This is a genomic window from Pseudomonas pichavaramensis (genome assembly GCF_050473265.1).
GTDB lineage: Bacteria > Pseudomonadota > Gammaproteobacteria > Pseudomonadales > Pseudomonadaceae > Aquipseudomonas.
In genome coordinates this window covers 320,232-341,806 of record NZ_JBJKFJ010000002.1, presented here as the reverse complement: position 1 = coordinate 341,806, position 21,575 = coordinate 320,232, and the positions used below count along the sequence as shown (strand labels likewise).

Annotated in this window: 24 protein-coding genes; 23 read left to right on the top strand and 1 reads right to left on the bottom strand. The window is 51.3% G+C overall.

What is annotated here, in order from left to right; all coding sequences use genetic code 11:
* The first annotated feature begins 61 nt into the window (after positions 1-61).
* The 12 genes from ACJRW5_RS05170 to ACJRW5_RS05115 all read left to right on the top strand — a co-directional run bounded on the left by ACJRW5_RS05170 (position 62) and on the right by ACJRW5_RS05115 (position 8,395).
* Positions 62-382 (top strand): hypothetical protein, encoded by a 321-nt coding sequence (locus ACJRW5_RS05170; RefSeq protein ID WP_484569459.1) that lies wholly within the window; start codon positions 62-64, stop codon positions 380-382.
* Between the two features lie 454 nt (positions 383-836).
* Positions 837-1,259, top strand: coding sequence for a hypothetical protein (locus ACJRW5_RS05165; RefSeq protein WP_484569458.1), 423 nt, complete (start codon positions 837-839; stop codon positions 1,257-1,259).
* 134 nt (positions 1,260-1,393) lie between these two features.
* On the top strand, positions 1,394-2,200 hold the full coding sequence (locus ACJRW5_RS05160; RefSeq protein WP_484569457.1) for a V-type ATP synthase subunit E family protein: 807 nt from the start codon (positions 1,394-1,396) through the stop codon (positions 2,198-2,200).
* A gap of 222 nt (positions 2,201-2,422) precedes the next feature.
* Entirely contained in the window at positions 2,423-3,598 is a 1,176-nt protein-coding gene (locus ACJRW5_RS05155) for a major capsid protein (protein ID WP_484569456.1), read from the top strand.
* A gap of 76 nt (positions 3,599-3,674) precedes the next feature.
* A complete protein-coding gene (locus ACJRW5_RS05150) occupies positions 3,675-3,929 on the top strand; it encodes a hypothetical protein (protein WP_484569455.1) in 255 nt (84 codons plus the stop codon).
* Between the two features lie 303 nt (positions 3,930-4,232).
* On the top strand, positions 4,233-4,385 hold the full coding sequence (locus ACJRW5_RS05145) for a hypothetical protein (protein WP_484569454.1): 153 nt from the start codon (positions 4,233-4,235) through the stop codon (positions 4,383-4,385).
* Positions 4,386-4,491: 106 nt separating this feature from the next.
* Entirely contained in the window at positions 4,492-5,757 is a 1,266-nt protein-coding gene (locus ACJRW5_RS05140; protein ID WP_484569453.1) for a hypothetical protein, read from the top strand.
* A gap of 12 nt (positions 5,758-5,769) precedes the next feature.
* On the top strand, positions 5,770-6,186 hold the full coding sequence (locus tag ACJRW5_RS05135) for a phage tail assembly chaperone (protein ID WP_484569452.1): 417 nt from the start codon (positions 5,770-5,772) through the stop codon (positions 6,184-6,186).
* A 44-nt stretch (positions 6,187-6,230) separates the two neighbouring features.
* Positions 6,231-6,506: a hypothetical protein gene (locus ACJRW5_RS05130; RefSeq protein ID WP_484569451.1), complete on the top strand. Its 276-nt coding sequence runs from the start codon at positions 6,231-6,233 to the stop codon at positions 6,504-6,506.
* A gap of 13 nt (positions 6,507-6,519) precedes the next feature.
* Positions 6,520-7,041: a hypothetical protein gene (locus ACJRW5_RS05125; RefSeq protein WP_484569450.1), complete on the top strand. Its 522-nt coding sequence runs from the start codon at positions 6,520-6,522 to the stop codon at positions 7,039-7,041.
* A gap of 29 nt (positions 7,042-7,070) precedes the next feature.
* The gene (locus tag ACJRW5_RS05120; protein WP_484569449.1) at positions 7,071-7,517 is read left to right on the top strand and encodes a lysozyme; all 447 of its coding nucleotides are present in this window, start codon (positions 7,071-7,073) and stop codon (positions 7,515-7,517) included.
* On the top strand, positions 7,514-8,395 hold the full coding sequence (locus tag ACJRW5_RS05115) for a minor capsid protein (protein WP_484569448.1): 882 nt from the start codon (positions 7,514-7,516) through the stop codon (positions 8,393-8,395). The genes ACJRW5_RS05120 and ACJRW5_RS05115 overlap by 4 nt, the downstream gene beginning before the upstream one ends.
* 227 nt (positions 8,396-8,622) lie before the next feature.
* Here ACJRW5_RS05115 and ACJRW5_RS05110 read toward each other — a convergent pair whose 3' ends face one another.
* Positions 8,623-8,808: an antitoxin Xre/MbcA/ParS toxin-binding domain-containing protein gene (locus ACJRW5_RS05110; RefSeq protein WP_484569447.1), complete on the bottom strand. Its 186-nt coding sequence runs from the start codon at positions 8,806-8,808 to the stop codon at positions 8,623-8,625.
* 71 nt (positions 8,809-8,879) lie between these two features.
* On the opposite strand from ACJRW5_RS05110, the gene ACJRW5_RS05105 reads away from it, so the two are divergent.
* The 11 genes from ACJRW5_RS05105 (at position 8,880) to ACJRW5_RS05055 (ending at position 21,570) form a co-directional block, all read left to right on the top strand.
* Positions 8,880-9,254: a phage protein Gp36 family protein gene (locus ACJRW5_RS05105; protein ID WP_484569446.1), complete on the top strand. Its 375-nt coding sequence runs from the start codon at positions 8,880-8,882 to the stop codon at positions 9,252-9,254.
* 3 nt (positions 9,255-9,257) lie between these two features.
* Positions 9,258-9,704, top strand: a complete 447-nt coding sequence (locus ACJRW5_RS05100) for a phage virion morphogenesis family protein (protein WP_484569445.1) — start codon at positions 9,258-9,260, stop codon at positions 9,702-9,704.
* Positions 9,697-10,158, top strand: a complete 462-nt coding sequence (locus ACJRW5_RS05095) for a hypothetical protein (protein WP_484569444.1) — start codon at positions 9,697-9,699, stop codon at positions 10,156-10,158. Before ACJRW5_RS05100 ends, ACJRW5_RS05095 begins: the two co-directional genes overlap by 8 nt.
* Positions 10,159-10,190: 32 nt before the next feature.
* A complete protein-coding gene (locus ACJRW5_RS05090; RefSeq protein WP_484569443.1) occupies positions 10,191-10,973 on the top strand; it encodes a phage tail tube protein in 783 nt (260 codons plus the stop codon).
* 58 nt (positions 10,974-11,031) lie between these two features.
* Positions 11,032-11,490 carry a phage pre-tape measure protein gene (locus ACJRW5_RS05085; RefSeq protein ID WP_484569442.1) on the top strand — a complete coding sequence of 153 codons (459 nt, stop codon included), beginning with the start codon at positions 11,032-11,034 and terminating at the stop codon, positions 11,488-11,490.
* Between the two features lie 249 nt (positions 11,491-11,739).
* Complete coding sequence (locus tag ACJRW5_RS05080) at positions 11,740-14,901, top strand: phage tail length tape measure family protein (protein WP_484569441.1); 3,162 nt, start codon at positions 11,740-11,742, stop codon at positions 14,899-14,901.
* Between the two features lie 42 nt (positions 14,902-14,943).
* A complete protein-coding gene (locus tag ACJRW5_RS05075; RefSeq protein WP_484569440.1) occupies positions 14,944-15,828 on the top strand; it encodes a hypothetical protein in 885 nt (294 codons plus the stop codon).
* Complete coding sequence (locus ACJRW5_RS05070) at positions 15,828-16,748, top strand: hypothetical protein (RefSeq protein WP_484569439.1); 921 nt, start codon at positions 15,828-15,830, stop codon at positions 16,746-16,748. The genes ACJRW5_RS05075 and ACJRW5_RS05070 overlap by 1 nt, the downstream gene beginning before the upstream one ends.
* Positions 16,748-18,373 (top strand): hypothetical protein, encoded by a 1,626-nt coding sequence (locus ACJRW5_RS05065; RefSeq protein ID WP_484569438.1) that lies wholly within the window; start codon positions 16,748-16,750, stop codon positions 18,371-18,373. The genes ACJRW5_RS05070 and ACJRW5_RS05065 overlap by 1 nt, the downstream gene beginning before the upstream one ends.
* Positions 18,363-19,169 carry a baseplate hub domain-containing protein gene (locus ACJRW5_RS05060; protein WP_484569437.1) on the top strand — a complete coding sequence of 269 codons (807 nt, stop codon included), beginning with the start codon at positions 18,363-18,365 and terminating at the stop codon, positions 19,167-19,169. Before ACJRW5_RS05065 ends, ACJRW5_RS05060 begins: the two co-directional genes overlap by 11 nt.
* A 40-nt stretch (positions 19,170-19,209) precedes the next feature.
* Positions 19,210-21,570, top strand: coding sequence for a phage tail protein (locus ACJRW5_RS05055; protein ID WP_484569436.1), 2,361 nt, complete (start codon positions 19,210-19,212; stop codon positions 21,568-21,570).
* Positions 21,571-21,575: the final 5 nt, after the last annotated feature.

The window sequence follows — 21,575 nt, the reverse complement described above, 5'->3', positions numbered from 1 at the left end:
TGCCAGCAAGTCCCAGCCTCCGGGTTGGGCGCAAATAACAATAATAAGAAAAGGAAAAGAAATGGAAACTTTAAGCAAGAAATTCGGCCCATACACCATCTTCAGCAACCCCCTACGGGAGGACGGCTACGAGATATTGGATGAGGGTATAGAAGAAAACGAATACGCAGTTCAGTATCAGCGTGTCACTCTCGAAAGCAAATCAGCCAAAATCAGCTTTGGCTTGAAAACACTCTTTTACAAAGATGGTTACGATGCTTTCGGTCCCGACTCCTTCTTCTTTCATAGTCATCAGTTCATGAACGAAGAAGACGACACTGACATCAACAACATGATCGCATCCGAATTCGCTACTGAGCGCTTTCGATCAAAAGTGTATTAAATATATGTTATAATAATAAAAAAGGAGCAAGACAATGGAAATGATGGCAGCACTATTCAGAGACACAAAGAGCTTTTTACTGGGCTTCACTAAAGAGGACATCAAGATATTCTTGAGAGCACTCTTCATGTTCTTGTGCTGCGTATTTCTGTACCAGTGCTCAAGCATAATTATGGACAAATCCGGCAACTACGACTGCCGCTATGTCAGCCAGATAAACGACTGGATCTGCATAGACAGGACAACAGGTCTGACAGCTAAGTAAGAACTTTTTGGCGACAAATGAAACAATCCCCAGAGCAGGGGATTTTTTATTTTCATAGAAAAGGAAAAGTGGTCGTTTTAGACGGAAACTTGGTAGCTGGAAATTTGCATGAGGTGCATTTGGTTAATATAATATAAGTATGAACTAAGAAATTAATCGGAAGTTCTAAAAATAAAAAAGGAAGCTGTTATGAGTAATGTTTTTGATGGTTACTATGTTGATGTTGTCAGGGATGGAGATGCTGTTGATATCTCGATATACCTGCTTGTTGATTGTGACGGTTATGAAAATCGGTACAAAGTTGGAAGGCTGTTGTATTGGGTTGTTGATGAGAGTCTTGATGAAATACAGAGAAGTTTTAGTTCAGAGCTAGACGATGACTATATAGACAAGCTTAGGGATCTAGCTAGCGAGGCCTGGATTAAAGTTGAGAATGACTATGAGCCTGAAGCTGTTGAAGTAGAAGATGAGGATGAAGAGGATTCAGTTAATGGTGATGAGGCAGCAGAATACTATTACTCATATGATGAAAGAATTTATTCAAAGAAGCCTAAGCTTAGAAAGAAGGTACTTAATAAGATTGTCGAAGAAAATGCTGAATGCAGCTTCTAAAAATATTAAATAAATCTCGGTAACACGAGATTTATTATTTTATATGTGGTATAATATATGTATCTAGGAAGGATAACGGCTCACGGATGAGCCAACCGTCAAGGATGACAAATTTTTAATCTTGGGGATTAACAATGACACGGATGTACCAATTTAAAGAACTCTTCGTCTGTGGTGAAGAGGACGGAAACGACAAGCCAGATTTCGCAGCACTATTTCAAACGCCTGAAGGTCAGGAATATATCAGCGGCATATTGGGCACAAAAATCAGTGAGGCTGTAGCTCGTGAAACCGAGGCGCTGAAGAAGTCTAAGAGCGAGATTCTGGATGAGAAGAAAAAGCTCGAAGCGCAGCTGAAGGGGCTGGCTACTACTGCTGAAGATCAAGCTGATCTTGATGCCCTGAAAGCAGGCAAGCTTCAGCTCCAGGATCTGCTGGACAAGCGCGTGGCCGCTGCCAACCAGGACTGGCAGACCCGCCTCCAGGGCGTGGAGGGCGAGAAGTCTGAGCTGCAAAAGGCGCTCGAAGGTGAGCGCAGCAAGCTAAAGCAGTACCAGCTGAGGAATCTTATAGGGCAAGAAGCTCTGAAAAACGAATTCTTCCAGCCATCTGCAATAGACGACCTGATTATGGTAGCTGCTAACGAATGGTCGCTAACTGATGATGGAGATCTTGTGAGTAGAGACAAGAATGGGAATATTCGCATCGGGAAAGATGGTAAGCCACTTACCCCAGCGGAGTGGATACAAGGGTTGGCGCAAAGCAAGCCTCACTATTTCAAGCCGATGACTGGAACTGGAAGTAAAGGCGGTGGCAATCAGGATGGCAAGCGTACCGTTACGCTTAAGGAATGGCATGGCTTGCTCTCAAAAGCAAACCAGCAAGAGCGTGATAAGTTGTTTGCTCAGCGAGCCTCTGGTGACCTGAGGATATCGCAATGATCGTGAAATTCTCAAAGAAAACACTAGCAATGTTGAACAAAAAGAAATCCAAAAAGAGTCTAGAAAAAGCATGGCTAAATTCAGAAGCCAAGCATTTCAATAGTCTTAATGTTATTGAAATTAAATAAGCTTGCAGCTGTGCTGCGGAGCGTGTTGTTCAAGAGCTTGGGGCTCCAGGAACAAATAGAAACTTAAAATTAATCCAGGGAAAGGAGTCCCATTATGTGTATTGCAATTAGAGCTGAATTATTTGTTTGCGGTGAAGTGAACGACGTTAATGCTTACATGAACGAAGTCGTTTCTGTTGGCGTTCTGGACGAGCTTCGCGGCTCTGCAAATTTTTTGAAGAATATCTATATTGATTCTTCGGACGAATCTAAAAACTTTGGTGATCGAGTTACCATAGCTGCTCCAATCGACTTGGGGCCAGCCAAGGTATTCGATCCAGCAGTTGGATCTTCTCCAACACCCATCGTTGCGCAAGGTGTACCGATTGACTTGAATATCCACCTCTATCAAGAGGTTTGCATGTCGGACGTTCAGGCGATGAATCATAACAGAAAGGGCACTATTCCCCAGGCGCTGAAAGCGGCAATCACTTCTGTAGTCGAATCAACCAACCTGTACGCCATCAGTTTTTACAAAGGTGTATCTCAGCATTCTGGCGATCTGGAAAGCATTGCTAAGCGCGACAAGGATGACATTCTGGCTGGCCGTGCAGTGCTTCAAAAGAACAAGGTGCTTCGCGACTATCGCTTGGTTACAGGTATCAATACTGAATTGGCTCTCCTGAAAGACTTCAGCAATCTTAGCGAGTCTGGTGACCAGACTTTGATCAACGAAGCGATTATGGGGAGAAAGTTTGGGATCAACATCTCGACTGACCAGCAGATCGAGAAGCACATCTCAGGCTCTGCTGCTCAGGCTGATGGCATAGTCACCTCGGCAAACCCTCTTGTTGGTGTGAGCTTCCTTCGTCTCGAAAGCGTTCCAGTCGGCGCGACGTTCAATCACGGCGATATCGTCAAAGTTGCTGGTGGATTCTCCTACAGCGTTGCAACTAACCAGGTTGTTACTGAGACTGGAGCTATAGAGCTGCTGATCAACGAGAAGCTGATCGCACCCATCGTCGCAGGCACAGCCGTTGAGGTTGTCGGAGACCACAACGTTGACATTCTGATGACCCAAAATGCCATTGGTGCTGCTACTCGACAGATTGAGACACAGGAAGACAGCAACGTTATGACCACGTTCGTCACCGACCCGCTGACCGGCTGGAATTTCCGTCTCCAGCGCTGGACTACTCCTAAAACATCTCAGACTCACTGGCGTTTTGAGACCTTGTTCGGCATGTCTCTTCTTGACCCTAAGCGCATCGTCCGCATGGGCGGTCACTGATTCATCACATCCCACCAAGGCCCGGTGAGTCGCCCTGACTCGCCGGTTCCTTAAGGACAGAATCAAGGAGGATTCGATGTCACGCACAACTACACAAACTCACGAGCTTCGCCATCCAGATACCGGCCACACCGTCTTCGCCGACTTCGGCAGCCGCTCATTCGCTCACTTTCTAAGCCTTGGTTACAGCTATCCAGAAGCCGAGCCAACGGCCCTGGAAGCCACCACCGTCGCTGATCCAGCCCCACCAGCCGAGGCCGCAAAGCCCACTAGGCGCTCCAAGCCCAAGCCAGTAGCGAAGGAGGCCGACAATGGTAATGACAAGCCTTGATCGGCACGGTGAATCGCTACAGACAGTGCAGCCCAACCGCACACTCACCGCTGGCCCTGTTCCGCTGCAAGCGGGGATTCCTTTGTCGCCAACCCAACCGCTCCAAGCCGGCGCGGTGTATCTCTTCTGCAAGTCGCTCATTCACGTCCGCTTCAGCCGTGAAGGCGATGCAGCTGATGCCTGGTCTGCACCCATAGATGCTCGTGCCGGCGCTGTACTGGCATGCGTGCCAGGTGAGCGGATCAGTGTGATGCTGATGGAGGGAGAGGGCGAATCACTGATCTGGATCTGCGGAGTACGGTGATGCTGATCGAGCCGCTCAAGTTGTTTTCGCCGAGTTGCTTTCGTCACCCAGACGAGCAACAAGGTGATGTAGTGGTGACCGACGAAGGTGAGCCGGAAGCCACGAATGACGGGGCATTGGTGCGATTTGAGCAGGCGGCTGATGAACCATAGTAACACCAATTTTTGCGATATCGCTCGAAACACGAGTTGTTTTTAGCGAGTTGTTTTTGGCAACAAACGGATTTGTTGCTTATTAAATACATGGACGAACAATATTATGAAAACACCATCACAATTAGCCCCATGGACCGGCGATTTGGGCATGAAAATGCATGCTCACAAGCCAGGATCGAGCGAATCTGTCTCTATATCAGACATCATCAACTTAATATCGAATGAAGGATCGCTGCGTTCTGGCGATATTATCCTGCGTCCAGACGCTGCATTTAGAGTAAATTCCCCGAGCGGTGATGGAAACGAAGTAATTTCCCAGGATGATTATCTAGACGCCCTAAAATGCAATGGTAGCAGGCACTTACGCGAGGATCACCCGGCCCTGGCACATGCCCTGAGCTTCCTGACCAACCCGGACATGCCGGTGGATTTCGGTGAATCTACTCTAATTGAGACTGGAATCGGCTTGGGCAACGAGACAGAAGCGGTCGTTATGACAGTTTCTGGCAACCTGATCGCGATCAGTAGCACCCAAGGAAACGCCAGCGTCAGCTCTATTGACGGTGGGCAGACGTTCCAGACCAATAATATCGCGTATTCAACGTCAACGAATGACTACATTGACGATGATGGCTCGATTGTACATTTTGGCAACAACAAGCTTTTCATTTATGAAACAGCTGGTGGCGTTACTGAAGTCGAGATTGAGGGTTTGGCTAGTGATGTTGTTGCCATAATTAAAAAAGACGGGATTTACAATTTTTTTGGAAGTAATGGTGAAATCTACCGATCTGCTTCGTTAAGAGCAGGGCACGAATACTTCAGTGTGCTGAGTGACGGATTGAAGCCTACATCAAATAGAAAATGCTTTACGTTGTTTGATGGTGAAATCCTCGCTGTACTGGTTGATATTAACAATAGCGGCGGGATCTACCAGATTTTCGATGATGAAGCTTACACGATAGGTTGGCAGAACTTCATTTTCTTGAGCATTGATTCAAGCGATACGCTGTTCTTTGTGCAAACTGAAAGTAATGTGTATTCGTTTGATAAGACATTCAATAACGCGAATTCATATTTTACTGATTCATCAAAGATGAGAGCTGTTGCTAATACTGGACTGCTAGTCTCTACAAGCATTGGTAGTTACATCTTTGAGTATACAGTTTCGGGGGCTTTTAAGAGCGTTGTCTTTGTTGATGCACCCGCACCGGCACTAGACTATGATCAAGCATCCGGGGTTGTCTACTATACAAATAACACAGCTAATTTGCTGGTGAAGTCAGCGGTTTTTGCTAGCGGTGAAGAGTTTGATGTTCCGCACATCTTCTCAAATACTAGCGGCTTTGCTTACTACATAATGAGATAAAGGATTATCTAAATGACTACAATCGCACACATAGATAGAAACGGAATCGTGTTGGGCATTCACAATCTTGCGTCTGCTCCAGCACCGGTTTTGTTGTCAAACATAGTGATCGACAAAAACAAAGCCCGACAAATTCTCCGAATCCAAAACGCTGGCAAGCTGGCAAAGATCGGCGCTGATGGTGAAATTGTCGAAGTTGAATCTGTCAACAAGGCCAGTTTGCTTGAGAAAGTTAGGGAAATACGCAAGCCCTTGCTTGAAGAGATAGATCACAAAATAAATGCATTGTTTGATGATGAGAAAATAACTGGCGTGCCCATAGATCCTGATGTACTGGATGATTACTGTGCATATCGAAAAACGCTTAGGGATGTAACCGAGCAAGCTGATCTGGCTAATATTAAATGGCCAGTCAAACCTTGGTTGTGATATAATAATAAGTGATTTAATAATATAATGGCAAGGATGCCGATATGAGTGAATTCCCCAATAATTTTAAAATACCCGGCGAACTTGTTATTAAAGCTGTGGCTCTGATTCTGGCCGGTAGTGCTGCTTACTTTGCTTTAGATCAAAGGATTAGCGCAAATGCCCAAAACATCTCTGTGCTTGATAAGCAAGTTATTGAACTTAAAGAAGATCGGCGGAGAGATACGCAAAGCGTTGAGGATAAGTTCAATAAGCTCAGCGATAAGATTGATCGCTTGTATGAGCAAATTAACAAACTATTGATAGAAAAGAATAAGTGACAGGGAGGTCGCTATGGCATGGTTATCGGCACTATTTGGGTTCTTTGCCCCATTCTTACCTGAAGTTATAAAGCTGATTGGTAAGAAACAGGATTACAAGCAAGAGCTAGACATGATGAAGCTTAGGTCAGAAATGGCAGCTCAAGAGCACACGTGGCGCATGGCTGAGATCGAGTCGAAAGCTGACATCGAAGAGAGCAAGGTGATCAGGCAGGATCATCGGTCTTTTGGCGTTGACCTTTTAGATGCGGCAGCTAAGACAGGATGGTCGGCGAAGCTGGTAGTGCCGGGGTACTACCTGTTCGTCATCCTCGATTTCATCAACGGAATCATCCGCCCAGGAATCACTACCGCATTGGTCTTTTTCTACATGGCCGTTAAGTATGGTCAGTACCAAATTTTGGTTGCTCAGAACGTCGCTTCGGAGACGGCCTTGGTGCAGATCTGGTCAGAGAACGACTACGCGATGTTGGCACTCGTCCTGTCGTTCTGGTTCGGCCAGCGCGCTGCGAAGTATGCATTCAAGTGGAAATAATAAATAACTGAAATAATAGGAGGCGCAGCATGGACGCAGCGCTCGAAATTGCAGCTCAGCTTGCTGAGCACCATGAAGGGCTTCGGCTGAAGCCCTACCACGATCCGGTGGGCTACCCAACCGTTGGCTATGGCCACTTGCTGAGCAAGGAAGCTTGGGCACCACTGAGCCGCTGGCCGGCGATCTCGTTAGACATAGCGAAGAAATGGCTACGTGAAGATCTCCACACTGCTGCGCGGGCAGTTGATCGGCTCATCACGGTTCCGCTGAATGACAACCAGCGTGCCGCACTCATCGACTTCGTTTTCAATGCCGGCGCCGGCAATCTCCAGGCTTCAGCCCTGCGTAGACGCTTGAACCAAGGCTTCTACGATGAGGTGCCGTACCAGCTGTCGAGGTGGGTGTATGCGAAAGGCGTCCGCCTGCCAGGCCTGGTAAGGCGCAGGAAGGAAGAAGGGGAGCTGTTCACAGCATGAACGGCAGAGACTCCATCGTTCACCAAGCTATCAAACAGCGCCGGCAGGCGGTGAAGATCTCGCGCACGCTGATAGTTGAGATCGAGGCGATGCAGAAAGAGATCGCTATGAAGCTCGCTCTCTCTAATCCCCGCAACCGGCAAGGCCTGGAGCGACTCCTAGTGGCCATCGACGAAATCATCCTCGGCGGCTACGGCAGCATCGCCGAAACAGCAGCTGAAGAGCTGACGAAGTTGGGGGTTGTGCAAGCTGGCTTCGCAGCCAGATTGGCAACAAAGATGGGCGTCGGGGCGATGCCGGTTGATGAAGACTGGGTTCGTGCGGCGGTTGTCGATGATCCGTTTGATGGGCAGATATTGGCCGAGTGGGTGGCGAAGCAGCGGGTGTCGATGTCCCTTGGCGTGAAGCGCCGGGTGAGGCTGGGAATTGCCTCGGGTGAGAGCACGGCGAACATCGCGAAGGCCTTGATGGCAGGTGATGCAGGCGAGTTCACGGCAGGGAAGCGGTATGCGGAGACGATGATTCGGACTGCTGCTACTGCGATCACCGCCAAGGCCGACGAAGAGTTGTTTGGCAGGGCTGGGGTTGCTACGTACCAGCTGTCTGCTGTGCTTGATACGCGTACTACTGCGATCTGCCAGGGCTTGGATGGGAAGGTGTTTGCGTACTCAGATGCGAAGGCGCCTAGGCCGCCGATGCATCCGGGGTGCAGGACGGTGATGATTCCCGTGTTCGATGGTGAGCCGGCAATTAAAGAGAACTACGAGCAGTGGCTTGCTCGGCAGGATGAGGCCACTCAGATCGAGGCATTGGGGATGATGCGCTTCCAGGAATGGCGAGCTGGTAAGAGCTTGGGTGCTTTCGTTGAGTCCGCATAAGCCCCTGGCGGGGAAAGGGGCCAGCGGGTAGGTGGCCTTAGCTTTGTTTCATTAATTACCACTTCTATGTTGTTTATATAAAGAAGGAGGAAGTGGTAATCGCAGGAGCTACAGATAACCATCCAGTGGATTCTTTAGCCGAAGGCTGTCAATAACATTGTCTGCCTGACCAGAAGTCGTATTTATTAATATAAAAATAACGACTTCTGTCCAGCAGTCAATGTCATTTACTGTTGTATCCCATGTTCTAGTCTGCCAATTATTTTTAAAACATAAGAAGGATTTGCATCAGCAGGCTTAAGACGCCCCAATGCTAAGCAGGGTTTGTTTAGCCAATTTATGGCATCTGCTTCATTGCCGAACAACTTAGTTGCTGCTTTTAGCACCTCTTCATCAATCTCTTTTTCTTCCATGTTTTATCGTCCGTTTAGTGAATAAATTATAAATATATGATATAATATGGCAAAGCAAAAAGGATTTTGCAATGACTATCACGATAGACGATTTCATTGTCGCATTTGGAAGCGACGACATTCCGCTCAATGACGCGGGCCAGCCAGACCAAGCCAAGGTGGATTGGGCTATCAATGCCGCTCTAGGCACAGCCCACGCGTACCTGCTCGCTGCCGGACTGTCTGCATACGACACCAAGGTCCAAGCCTCGATCAAGCTGCGCATCCTGGACTTGGCTCGCTACGAGCTGAACCCGGAGCACGTCACCGAGCTGATCAAAGAACGCAAAGCCGATGCCATCAAATTCTTCGGCGACGTAGCCACTGGCCGTGCAAAGCTCTTCGCAGAGACGGGGGAAAGCTCGAAGAACGGGGGCTTCCGCAATGTCCAAATCGTTCGGTGCTGATCGATGACCATCTCTATCTCAGTCAACGCCGGCCCGCTCGTAGATATCAGCGCCCGCATCGAAGCAGCTGCACGGATGGGCTGGCCGACGAACGAGATCAACGCAAGGCTGCTGGCTAAGGTTCGCCTTGGCTTTAGAAACAGCACCGATCCTTACGGCGTGAAATGGGCACCCATCCAGCCTCGCTGGCGAAACCGCCGCCGAGTTCCAGGTCAGCCACTGCTCGACACCGGCAGGCTCCGAAACAGCATACGTGGTGCAACTACGGGCAACACGATGCGCATCTTCACCGACGTTGAGTATGCGCAGTACCACCAGCTAGGCCAGCGCGTGCAGAAAAGAGCGATCCTTCCCGATGAACGAGGCCTGCCCAAGGACTGGGATGCAGAGATCACGAAGTCGATTCGCGCTCGCCTGAAGTCCGTGCTTGAGGGTTTCACAAATGACTGATCGCGGCGTCTATCTCGACGAATACCTCGACACCATACGTGCCTCAATCGAGACCGGCCTCGGCTGCAAAACCGACCTGTTCACTGGCCAATTTGGCGAAGAAGATCTGAAGAAAATTAACGTACCAGCAAGCGGCCTCTTGATCCTCGTCACCGGAGCCGGTGGCCCGCTCCGAAAGGGTCTGCGCCCTGGTGAGGTCGAATCAACAATCGGTGCCGGCGCACTCGTAATTGCCAAGGCAGACAGGCAGGGAAACGGATTTTCCCGAGCTGCTGCTCAAGCAACACAGAAGCTATTGGGCGTCCTCCAGAACACTCCGATTGCTGCCGCCAAGGCGCCGAATTCGATTGAGTTTCTGGAATGGGGCGAGGAGACCTCAGGATTCAAGACCAGCTCGGCATACAGCGTATGGTCACTAATTTGGCAACAAACACTGCTTTTGAAAACAAACTAACAACCACTACTCAAGGATGAGGAGAAGTAAAAATGGGAAGTTTATTTAACCCGATAGACAACACAAAAGGATGGATCGGCAACGGTGCTGTTCTGATTTCAAAACTCGATAGCCTAGATCGCCCAGTCGGCGGATTTTCGAACGCTGGTCAGTGCAGTTCTGCTGTGCTTGCCCTGTCGAACGAAAGGGTTGAAATGGCCGACACTATGACTGGTTCGCTCGGTACAGCTCAGAGCCGTATCACGAAGAACACGGCTGAGGGCACGGTCACGCTGAAGTCGTTCGAGCCGAAGAATTTGGCGATGGCGCTCTACGGTGACGTGATCCGTGACGCCGCTGTAGCCAAGACCATCACTCGCACTGCGTACATCGGCAAGGCCGTGATGCTTGATGGCATTGCGACTGAAATCACTTCTGTGAAGTCGGCTGACGGACTCGTAACGTACGATGAAGGCGTGCATTACCTGACCTCAAGCGGCACGATTTTCATCATTGCTGATCAGCCTTCTGAGGATGGCATTGCTGACGAAGATGAGCTGGAAATTGCGTACCAGGGTGCAGCTGTTGACCGAATCGAAGGCTTCATAAATCAGTCGGTTGATGTCCAAATCGTTTTCGAAGGCATGAACGTATCTACAGGTGATGACGTGAAGGTCACCTGGCATAAGGTCTCACTCGACCCAGCCGCACAGCGTCAGCTGATCAGCACGGATTATGGCGACCTTGAGCTAAAAGGCAGATTGCAGCTCAGCAAAGCCATCACCGGAACCAGGCTGTCGAAGATGTTCAAAGAAGAGCATCGCGTCACTGCATAACCAAAGGGCGTTCATTCGCCCTTCATTAATTATTAACTAATTTAATAAAGGATCAAGGATGAGCCTTTCAGCATTTGAAATACCAACCGAAAGGGTTCAGCTGAACCCTGGCTGCCCTTTGGGCAAAGAATTCTTCCTCGATGTCCGTGGCCTTAGTGCCACAGATTTCGCTGTATTGGTCAACGAGCAAGAGACTGTGATGCGCTGGCTGTTCGAAGGAGCGAATCTAGATGACCAAGCCGAACTGATGAACCAGCTCGCGGTTCGTTCTACGGGCTTCCTCGCTCTCGTGATAGCGCTTGCGGCTGGAGAGCCGGAGTACGCCTTCAAGATCGCTTTGTTGCCAATACCCACTCAGATCCAGCTCGCCACCACGGTAGCTAGGCTGACGATGCCAGAAGGTCTAAAAAAAAGTCTTGCTCAGATCAACATCGCAATCTCACCGCTGCTCAAAGAATTCAAGAGTTTGAACGGCAAAGAAGGGCTGGCGAAGGAAAGCAAGAAGAACAGGAAGTAACACTCGAAAAGATTCAGGAAATGATCGAGTCGGCAGCTCAGGTGCTAATAGCGCACGGACACAACAGTGAGCGATTCGACCCGTACAGATACCCAATAAAGCGTCTTTTCAAGCTAGCAGACTCAGTGATTTCAAGAGAACGGAATTCTCTAGTTACTGAATCCATGCTGCAACAAGCAGCGATCTTCAGCGCTTTCGGGAAAGAGGGGCGTGAATATTACAACGAGTTGATAAAAGGACTTATCGACAATGGCTAACAACGTAGTTGATTACTTAATAAATCTTAAGGTCTCAGGAGCCCAACAGCTACAAGGCCTGACCCGCGAATTAAAAAGCACAACGAATGCGATGAATGATGCATCTGTCTCCAACGGCAGCAGCCTCATCTCAACCGCACTCGACAAAATAATCGGCTCAGCTGAAGCCGCTGGTGGCCCATTGGCTACATTTGGCGGTCACCTGGACAACCTCAGAGGCAACATCAGCGGCATCGGCGTTGCGGCAACAGCGGGGGCTGTGTCGCTCGGTGCTTTCTTCTCAACCCTGGCTTATGGCTCAACGAACATCGCTGACGATGAGCGCAAGCTCGGGCGTCTCGATGCTTTGCTGAAATCGGTAGGAGGCGCTGCCGGCGTGTCTGCCCAGGAGCTGATGGATTTCGCGAGCGAGAAAGAAAAGGCCACCCTGTTTGACGGTGGCGGCATAGCTGATGCTGCCGGCGCGCTTCTTGGTTTCACATCGATTGTCGGTGACATGCAGAAGAAAGTTCTCAGCCTCGGCGTAGACATGGCGGAAGTCATGGGCGGCGAGGTGCGTGGTCAGGTCGTGTCGCTCGGCAAGGCTTTTGAAGACCCAATCAACGGCCTGGCGTCTCTGTCAAAACAGGGCGTGAAATTCAGTGACGAACAGAAAGAATTGATCGCGACCCTGATCGAATCTGGTGAGCAAGTGAAAGCTCAGGAAGTGCTGTATGAGGCACTGAAAGAGCAGCTCGGGGAGGGGGCTGCTGAAGGTGCAAATAAAGGGCTTTCGGCAGCAATCAAGAATGCGCGCTTGGCGTGGAAAGATTTCGCGGTCGAGCTAGCAACTACGACTGATGCTCCAAACAAAGCTGCTGATGCGCTCAATGCGATGGCCCAGGCCATGCGTAACTACAAGTCAGCCAGTGCTCAAGCTACCCAAGATGCTTTGCTAGAAGAACAGGCTGCGCTGATCAAGGGGGTGGGGCGGAAGCAATACAGCTTCGAAAGCGACGACTCATACACCAAACAGCGCACTGCGCTCGCAGAGCGCCTGAAGGCGGTCAACAAAGAGATCATTGAGCAGCAGAAACTGATGAATGCTGCTGGCAATGAAAATTTTGGTATCCAGGGCCTCATTCCAAAACAAGACCAGCAGCCCAAATCACTTGTCAGTGATGCTGACAAAAACGCCACGTTGGCAAAGATCCGCGAGATCGGCACCGAGGTCGGTAAGACATTCGAATCCCAGGTCAGCGCAGCGACGACGAAAGAGCAGCTCAAGGGCATCGAAGTCGCTGCCCAAGCCGCTGCTGACCGTGCCGCTGCTGTCCAGCAGAAGGCAAACACTGCCGCCAAAACTGCTGCTGACAAACTCTCTAAAGAGATGATCGAGATCGCCAAAACTGAAGCCAAAAGCACAATTAAACAAGCTGAAGACGCCGCTGCTGCTCGCTTGTCGGTGATCGATCGTGAAGAAGCCGAGGGCGCTAAAACAGCTCGCCAAGCCGCCGACGCTCGCATCGCCGTGGCTACTGATCTCAACAACAAACGCGCCGCTGTCGAGAAGCAAATCATTGGTTATGACCAGCAGATCCTGGACGGCACCATTGCTGCCAAACAAGTCGCCCTGGCCGCACTGGATAACGCTGCTGAGAACGCAGCGAAGCAGTTCGGCCTGGCCGGAGATGAGCTGACAGCGAAGATCAATGCGATCAAGAAATCGCAGGTTGAGCGTTACGCAGTCGAAGGCGAGATCAATATCTTGATGGCCAAACGAAATGCATTGGCTGCTCAAGAAGCAGCGCTTAATCCGCTTGTGGCGAATCAGAATGCTGCTGATGCGATCAACAACAGGCTTGCTATCGATCAAGCCAACGCTGCGCGAGCAGCTGGTGAAAGAGCTGCTGCGGAATCCAAGCGCCGGGCTGAAGAAATTGCCCAGCGCCGCAGGGAGCTTCAGAACCAGATTGCACGTGAAGAGATCGAGGCGATCAGGCTTACAGGTGCAGAAAGGGAAGCCGCTCTTGCTGAGATCGAGCTGAAGTACAAAGAGATGTTTCGAGTTGCCCAAGGTGATGCCGAATCACTCGCTTTGACTCAGAAATTGAAGGATGCGGAGGTCGCGAACGAGCGCGTCAGGCTAGACAAAGAAGCGGCTGAAAAGCGGAAATCTTACGAGCAAGAAGTAGCTGACGTGCGCATCAAGCTGCTCAGGCTTTCGGGCAAAAATTACGAAGCTGATCTAATGGAGATCGACCGCAACTACAGCGAGTTGCTGGTCAAAATGGGCGGAAGTGCAGAAGACCTGGATCTCGTCAAAAAGCTCATCGATGCGGAGCGAGTTAAGGCTGAACTCGACCAGGTGCTCAAGGAAATGGAGCGCCTACAGGAACAACTGGCTGATGGATTCATCAGTCGCCAGGAATACGACGAGAGGATGAAAGGGGTTGCCGATAAAGCGAATGAGCTTGCAGGGAAGACCGGCGACGAAGACACGATCAACTCAGTGCGCAAGAAGACGAAGCTGGCGATCAACGATTTGAACGACGTGTATTCGCTCGGGCAGAAAGTTGGTGCAGGGCTGAGCAATGCGTTTGACGATGCCTTTGATGGTCTGATCGATGGCACCAAAAAGGCGAGCGATGTCTTCCGCGACTTCGCGCTCGACATGGCTTTGCAGATTTCGAAGCTCATCATCAAAGCGTATGCGTTGTATGCGATTCAGTCGCTCCTTGGACTCACTGGCGGTGGTGGCCAGGGCAGCTTCTGGGGTGGTGTCGTGTCCGGCATGAGTCAGTCGATGGGGGCGCAAACGCTGCATGATGGCGGGGCAGTAACAGGCAGCGGATGGAGAAAGAATCTGTCAGCGTCGTTGTGGTCGAACGCACCGCGTTTTCACAACGGTGGTGCTCCAGGCCTGGCTTCGAATGAAGTGGCCGCTGTGCTTGAGAAAGGCGAATACGTGATGTCGAAGAATGATCCGGACAACCCGTTGAACGGTGGTCGTGGTAAAGGCGGTAATGGTTCTGCTGGTCAGCAGGTAGTGATCAACAACTTGTTGGATACAGAAACGATGGCTGGCCGGATGCTTGATTCGCAGGCTGGTCAGAAGGGCATCATGAACTTCATTACTGATAACGCTACAGCTATTAAAGCTGTCCTAAATTAATAAATATATGGTATAATATATTTTAGGAAAATGGAGTTTCCGATGTCATTTCAAACATTCACTACGAGCAGCGTAAATGCGCTGCTCACACAGATTCGTACACGCGTCGAAGCAGCGGGATGGACAACGCTTCGTGACGCAACAACTGATGAGCGAGAGCTTATCCTGCGCTCACCTGCCGGTGCCCATGTCGGTCTCCGAGCCGAAACGGCAGCTGATGGTAGCTACAAAAATCTATGGCTACAGGGCTACCGCAGCTTCGAGCCGGACGCATCGTTTCACGGCCAGTTCGGCGCTATAGCACACAACGGCAGCAGCGCGTTGTGCCCAGCAATGCCGCTTCAGAATTTGCCATTAACGGTCTGGCTTGCGATCAGTGATCGCAGGCTGATGATCGTCGTGAAGCTCTCATCAGTCTACGTCGCTGCACACCTCGGTTATCTCCTGCCATTCGCATCAGATGCCGATTACCCAGAACCATTGCTCATCGGCGGATCGATTACTGGCAACGCAAAGCTGTGGTCCGGTACTACCGACAACCAGAATATTTTCCTTTTTGGTCGGGGCAGTGTTGGTGTCGGCGCACCGAGGGTTTTGTTGCCAAATGGAAGCTGGCAATCAGTGAATTTCAGCGGGAATGCGCCGACTAATTACGCTGCCATTTTTCCGTTCAACGGCGGGTTGGATCAGCTCGGAAGAGAGTTCGGTGGCGGGCATACGATGTTCCAAGCGCTCGTCGTTTCTGGGCTACCGAGTGCTGAGTCTCAACAGTGGGAGGGGGAGTGGCTGGGCTACATTGAAGGTGTATTTGGCACTGATGCTGAAGCAGTCACTTCAGAGTCGCAGTTCACGCTGCTGAGCAGGACGTTTATCGTCTTCCCCAACGTCTATCGCAACTCCAACTTTTTTGTGCTGGAGGTGGCGTGATGTTTGTGAAATCTGAGGGTCTTGCGCTCGATGTTTTTGACCTGCTTTCTCGCCTGAAATCGTTCCTGTCTTCGCGAGGGTGGACGATCAATGATGAGTCAGTTTCGACGTTGCAGATTCAACGCGGGCCGAACCGTTTCTTTTCGCTTCGTGCGTTCAACAACACGCTCCCAGATGATCCGGCGTTTCCTTTTGGTATTGCCGGAATAGCCGTTCGCGGCGCCACTGGTTATGAGCTTGCTGGAGGCTTCTCTGGACAGCCGGGAAGGCCTGAACTTGATGAAGACATGATGCTTCTCCCATATGCATCGAAGTATGTTTTTCTCGACGATGGGTACATGTGCTGGGTAGCTACCGAGGTTTCTGCTGGGTTCTGGCAGCACCTGTGTTTCGGGCGCGTCATCGCTGCTGCTCAGACCACGTTTTTTGGCGGGTCGCTGAAGATGTCGAACGATGTGAATTCGGTGTTGAGGCAGACGAATGTGCCGCTGGCCAGTGCATCAACTGGCACTACTTGCTATGTGCTCAATGAGCACACGGGAGGCTGGGCGAAATGGTTCAACAGTGATGCTGAGACCGGCGATCTGGCAACGACGCACGGGCTCAACAGCAGCTTCTATGGCTTCCCAAATTACTCACTCAATAATGGTGACGGCATCCTTGCCCGTGCTCGTTCCGCGTTTACTGGTCTGACGATGCTTGTGCCCATCCAATTCTTTGGCGGTCAGGGCGGCAAGTGGCGATACATCGGCAATCTCGAATACGCGTTCATCGTGAACATGCGCGAGCTGTTTGCTGAGCGCACCTACACAGTCGGCAGTAAGCAGTATTACGTCCTACCATTCGGCAAGAAGCCAGAGCCTTTTCATCACGATTCGACTGTCGGCAAGGGTCTCGGAATCGCGTTGAGGATCGCGTGATGATCATCGATCCAATCGAGGCCCTAATCGTCACTAGCTCGCTCCGTCTGCCGGCGCCTAGCTTCGGTTTCGTTGAACCTAAAAAGCGGGTGTATGCGAGCGGCGAGGCCGTTCACTCCAGCTCAGTTGGCAACAACGGGGTATCAACCATACCCAACGGTTGGCACACCGAATTCTTCAATGAAGTGTTTGTGAGTCCCTGGCCAACGATGTCTCTTGGTGTTGTTGCCGATGATGCCACGGGCACTTTCAGCGTGTGGTCAAGTGCTCTCAGCGGGTCAGTGATCGAAGGCCTGGAGACTGATGTTGATGGGCTAGTGTTGAGCCTAGTGACACCAAAAAGTATTGCCCCCTTCAGCGCCCAAACGATCCCCTGGTCGATTTCGCGGAGCGGTAATCCGGCGATCTCAGGCAGCATAGAAATATCAGTAGACGGCAAGCAGCTAGACCTGGTGGTAGAAGGTATCCGTGCGGTGCTATGGGATCTACGCCCAAACTGGAACAGCGGCGTGCGGGTCCAGTACGACTTCGTTTCGGATGTGTTCGAAGCGTGGGATGGCACTGAGCAAATAGCGTCAGTTATGGATTTCCCGCGTTGCTCAATGACCTACTCATATCTACTCACCGATGAGCAGGAAGCATGGGCAAGCAACCGGCTAGACACGTATCAAAACTCGTTCTTGGTGCCCGCCTGGCATGAGGTTTTCTCGCTCGTAGATGGAGTGGGGCCGAGCGACCGCGTTGTTCGAATCGACAGACCGCTCCGCGAAGTAAGCCAGCGGTATTCAGTGTTGCTAGTTGAGGGAAATGTTCACCTCATCGAATCTTGCTCTGCTGACGAAATCGTCTTTGCAAAACCGGCTGGTAGGTCGTATCCCGCAGGCACCGAATGTCATGTCGCTCACGCTTGTTTCCTGCCTGACGGTGCATCCATTACTCGCCTCACCGACCGTGTAGCAACAGTCTCACTGACATTTGAAAAGCAGTCAGAGGCCGATGGTTTCACCGCACCTGAGGCAACGCAAATGCTTTGGGGGCTGCCTCTCCTGGAGCAACGCCCGAACCGCCTCACGGACGTAACTGATGAGCTGAATGCCCGTCTCCAGGTGCATGACAGCGGTCTCGGCTATCGACGCGTAAAACCCAGGACAAAGCTACCTGAGCGGCTCCACAGCGCTGCCTTCACGCTCTTCGACACAGAAGAAATCCGCGCCTTTATCGATTTCATGTTGAGCACTAGGGGGCAGCAACAGCCCTTCTGGATGAACTCCGGAAACAATGATCTCTACATCGCTGCTGGGCTTCAGGATGGAGCCACAGTTTTGTCGATCAGCAATACCGGCTACGCCAGCTTCAAGTACGCGCACCAGTGCTACCGCCAGGTCGCGATCCACGCCCTTGGCCAGGTCTTCTACCGAAAAATAGTAGGCGCGCAGATCGACAGCAGCGACATCGAGCGCATCACCATCGACGAGCCTCTACCAGCAATGAGCATTCTCGATGTCGAGCGGATCAGCTTCATGCTGCCAGCCCGTTGGGCCAGCGACAGTTTCGAATTCACCTTCGTCACACCGGACGTGGCGGAGATATCAAAGGGAGTGAAAGTTTTGGACTATGAGCTATGACACATACGAAAAATCGGGATGGCTGAGCCAGCCTTACGAGCTGTACAGATTCACGCACGCTGGTGACACACACGCATTCACAACGAAGACACGTCAGCTCCTGCATGTGGATGGAACGATCTACCAGCCCGCGTTCTTGAAGCGCGGCTCGCTTGTCAGATCAGAAGACCCGAACAAGCAGAAATTGTCGATCACGGTCAGTGCGGACAACCCTGTTGCTCAGCTCTTCAAGCGCGGCCTTCCTGGTCGTGAAATCACTCTAAAGATCATCCGTGTCCAGAAAGCCGCTGCCGGTGACCCCGGCATCAACCTCTGGTCGGGCCAGGTCACTTCCGCAAATTTCAACGACGACAAATGCTCACTCGAATGCGAGCCCGTAGCAGCACTGATGAACAAAGTCGCGCTGCGGATGTACTACCAGTACCAGTGCAATCACAACCTTTTCGACGAACTCTGTGGCTTGGACGTGAACACCTGGTCTGAGTACCACACTGTTTCCTCAATCGAGAATAACGGCACCCTGATCACGCTCAACACCATCGACCGACCGGACGGGTACTACGCAGCCGGCCTGGCCGAGGTTGGCGATCAATGGGTGATGATCAGTGGCCATGACGCAGCCACCAACAAAATCCTCCTCCTGACGGCTATGGATGGCTTGAAGGTAGGAGACGTAATCCGGCTGACAAAGGGCTGTGATCGAACGAAAGCGGCATGCAAGACCTTTGGCAACAAGGACAACTTTTTCGGGTTCCAGACCATTCCGTCAGACAACCCGTTTATCGACGGCATTTAATAAATAACTGAAATAAAAACTATCTCAAGGACGAGAAAAAATGGGCTGGGGACAATTAATTTACTACGCAGTCGTGCTGATCATTTCGCTAGTCAGCGCGTACATGCTCATGAAAAAAGTAGGCGGCGAGGCTGCTAGGGCAGGGACGCTTGAAGACTTCAACATCGCTACGGCTCAAGATCGACCGATCCAATACATCGGCGGTACGGTCAAGCTGACCGCACCAAATATCTTGTGGTACGGGGCACTGAGGACAATCCCGATCCGCAAGAAGGCGGGAAAGAAGAAGCAGACCGTTGGGTATAAATACTACCTGGGCGTCCAGGCAGGGCTCTGCTACGGCCCTGGTGTCGTGCTCAAAAAGCTGTGGTTCGGAAAGGATCTGGCTTGGTCAGGTGAGATCAGCAGCGGTTCATTCAGCGTCGATAAGCAGCAACTGTTCGGCGGTGAAGACAGAGGCGGTGGTGTTGCAGGGACGATCACGTTCTACTCCGGAGATCGGACCCAAAACGAAGATCCCTACCTGAATTCCAAGGTGGGCGAGGACAAGACCAGTGCCTTGCGCGGCCTGTCATACCTGGTTTTCAAAGACTTCTACTTCGGCAACAGCACCTCGCTGAATTCGCCGGCAATGGAGTTGCAGCGCTTCCCCAAAAGCCCTGCTGGAAACAGTCAGTGGGAACGCATTGGTGACGATGCCAACCCTGCTTACCTAGTCTATGAATTCCTGACGAACAGGATGTTCGGCTCGTCTATTCCTGCTGCTCTGATCGATATCGATGCTATCGAAGCCTGCGCTGAGCAGCTGCATGCCGAGGGCCTGGGGCTCTCGATTCTGCTGGATGGCCAGAAACAGGTTGGCGACATCATCAGCGACATCCTCAAGCATATCGACGGCAACAAGATCACTGATGCAACCACAGGCCAGCTCAGGATTTCTCTGGTTCGTCCGGACTACGAAATCGACAACCTGCCGGTGATTGATGAATCCATCATCAAGTCAGTCAGCGACTTCAAACGCGGCTCTGTCACCAGCGCTGTCAGCGAGATTCGGGTCAAGTACAAGTCACGCTCTGCTGACTATGAAGAGCGCATCGCTCAAGCCCAGAACCTTGGTTTGAGGGTGCATAAGGGCTTGGTGGATTCGAGCCAGCAGGACTTCCCATACGCCACAACAGCGACCGTGGCTCAAGGCATCGCAGCCAGGCTGATGATCCCATTGTCATCGCCTTTGACTAACTGCACCGTCGAGTGCAATCGCAAGCTGCATCGCGTTCAGGTCGGCGACCCCATCGTGCTGAACTGGAGCCCATTAGATGTCTCAAGAATGGTCATGCGAGTTACGTCTGTTGATCTCGGGACATTGGATAAAGGCACGATCAAGCTCAGCCTGATCCAGGACGTTTTTGGTACTACAGAAACGATCTACACGCCGCCAGCAAACGATGAGTGGACCAGGCCATCGAGCGTCGCTCACCCCATCAGCAACTACCTGATCACCGAGTGCCCAGCGGTTCTTGAAGACGACGGCCAAGCAGGTCATCTCATATGCGTTGCTGAGCGTCCGGACAACGAGCTGGGTTACAGACTGCTCACGAAGATACCAGGCGAGGAGGAGTTCAGTTGGGATGGCACGACCGGCTTCGGCGTCAGCGGTGTGATTGTTGCCAAAACAGCTTCTGGTTTCGAAGTTCAGGGCAAGGATCTGGATCTGCTGGGCAATGCAACGACTGGCCAGATCCTGCGCGGCGAGAACATCGCGTACATCGACAATCCTGATCCCGCGATGACCGAGTGGTTTAGCTATCGCACGGTCACTCAGCTCGAAAACGGAAATGTGCTGATCAGCGGGCTGGAACGTGGGCTGATTGACACCGTGACTTACGACCATGCGCTCGGTGCTCGGGTTTGGTTCGTTGACCAATCCCCGATTACTACTGCGCTTGCATATCCGGCAGGGTACGTCGATGCGAAGCTGCTGACGTACACGAACAACGATGCGCTGACTGAAGACACGAGCGACACGCATACCGTCAATGTGGTTGGCAGGTACAAGCTGCCGGTCGTGCCGGCAGGCGTAATGCTCAATGGCTGGTATTCGGGCAACAGCGTGTCCAAAAGCTCGACTTACCGAATCAGGTGGTGCCGACGCAGCAGCGATTACAAGGGCATTCTGCTCGACACAGATCTGCTTGACGTGCCGGAAGATGGAGTCACTTACAACGTGCGTTTGAAGCAGGGCGGAGTAACGAAAGTAGTGAGTTATGGCGTAGATGGCAATGAGATTGACATGAGCGGTTCGCTGATCGTCAAGGGCGAACTCTTAGTCGAGATCGAAGCAATAGCAGATGCGGGAAATTCGATAGTGACAAGAGTCGCTAAGTACAATATAACTGCTTGATATAA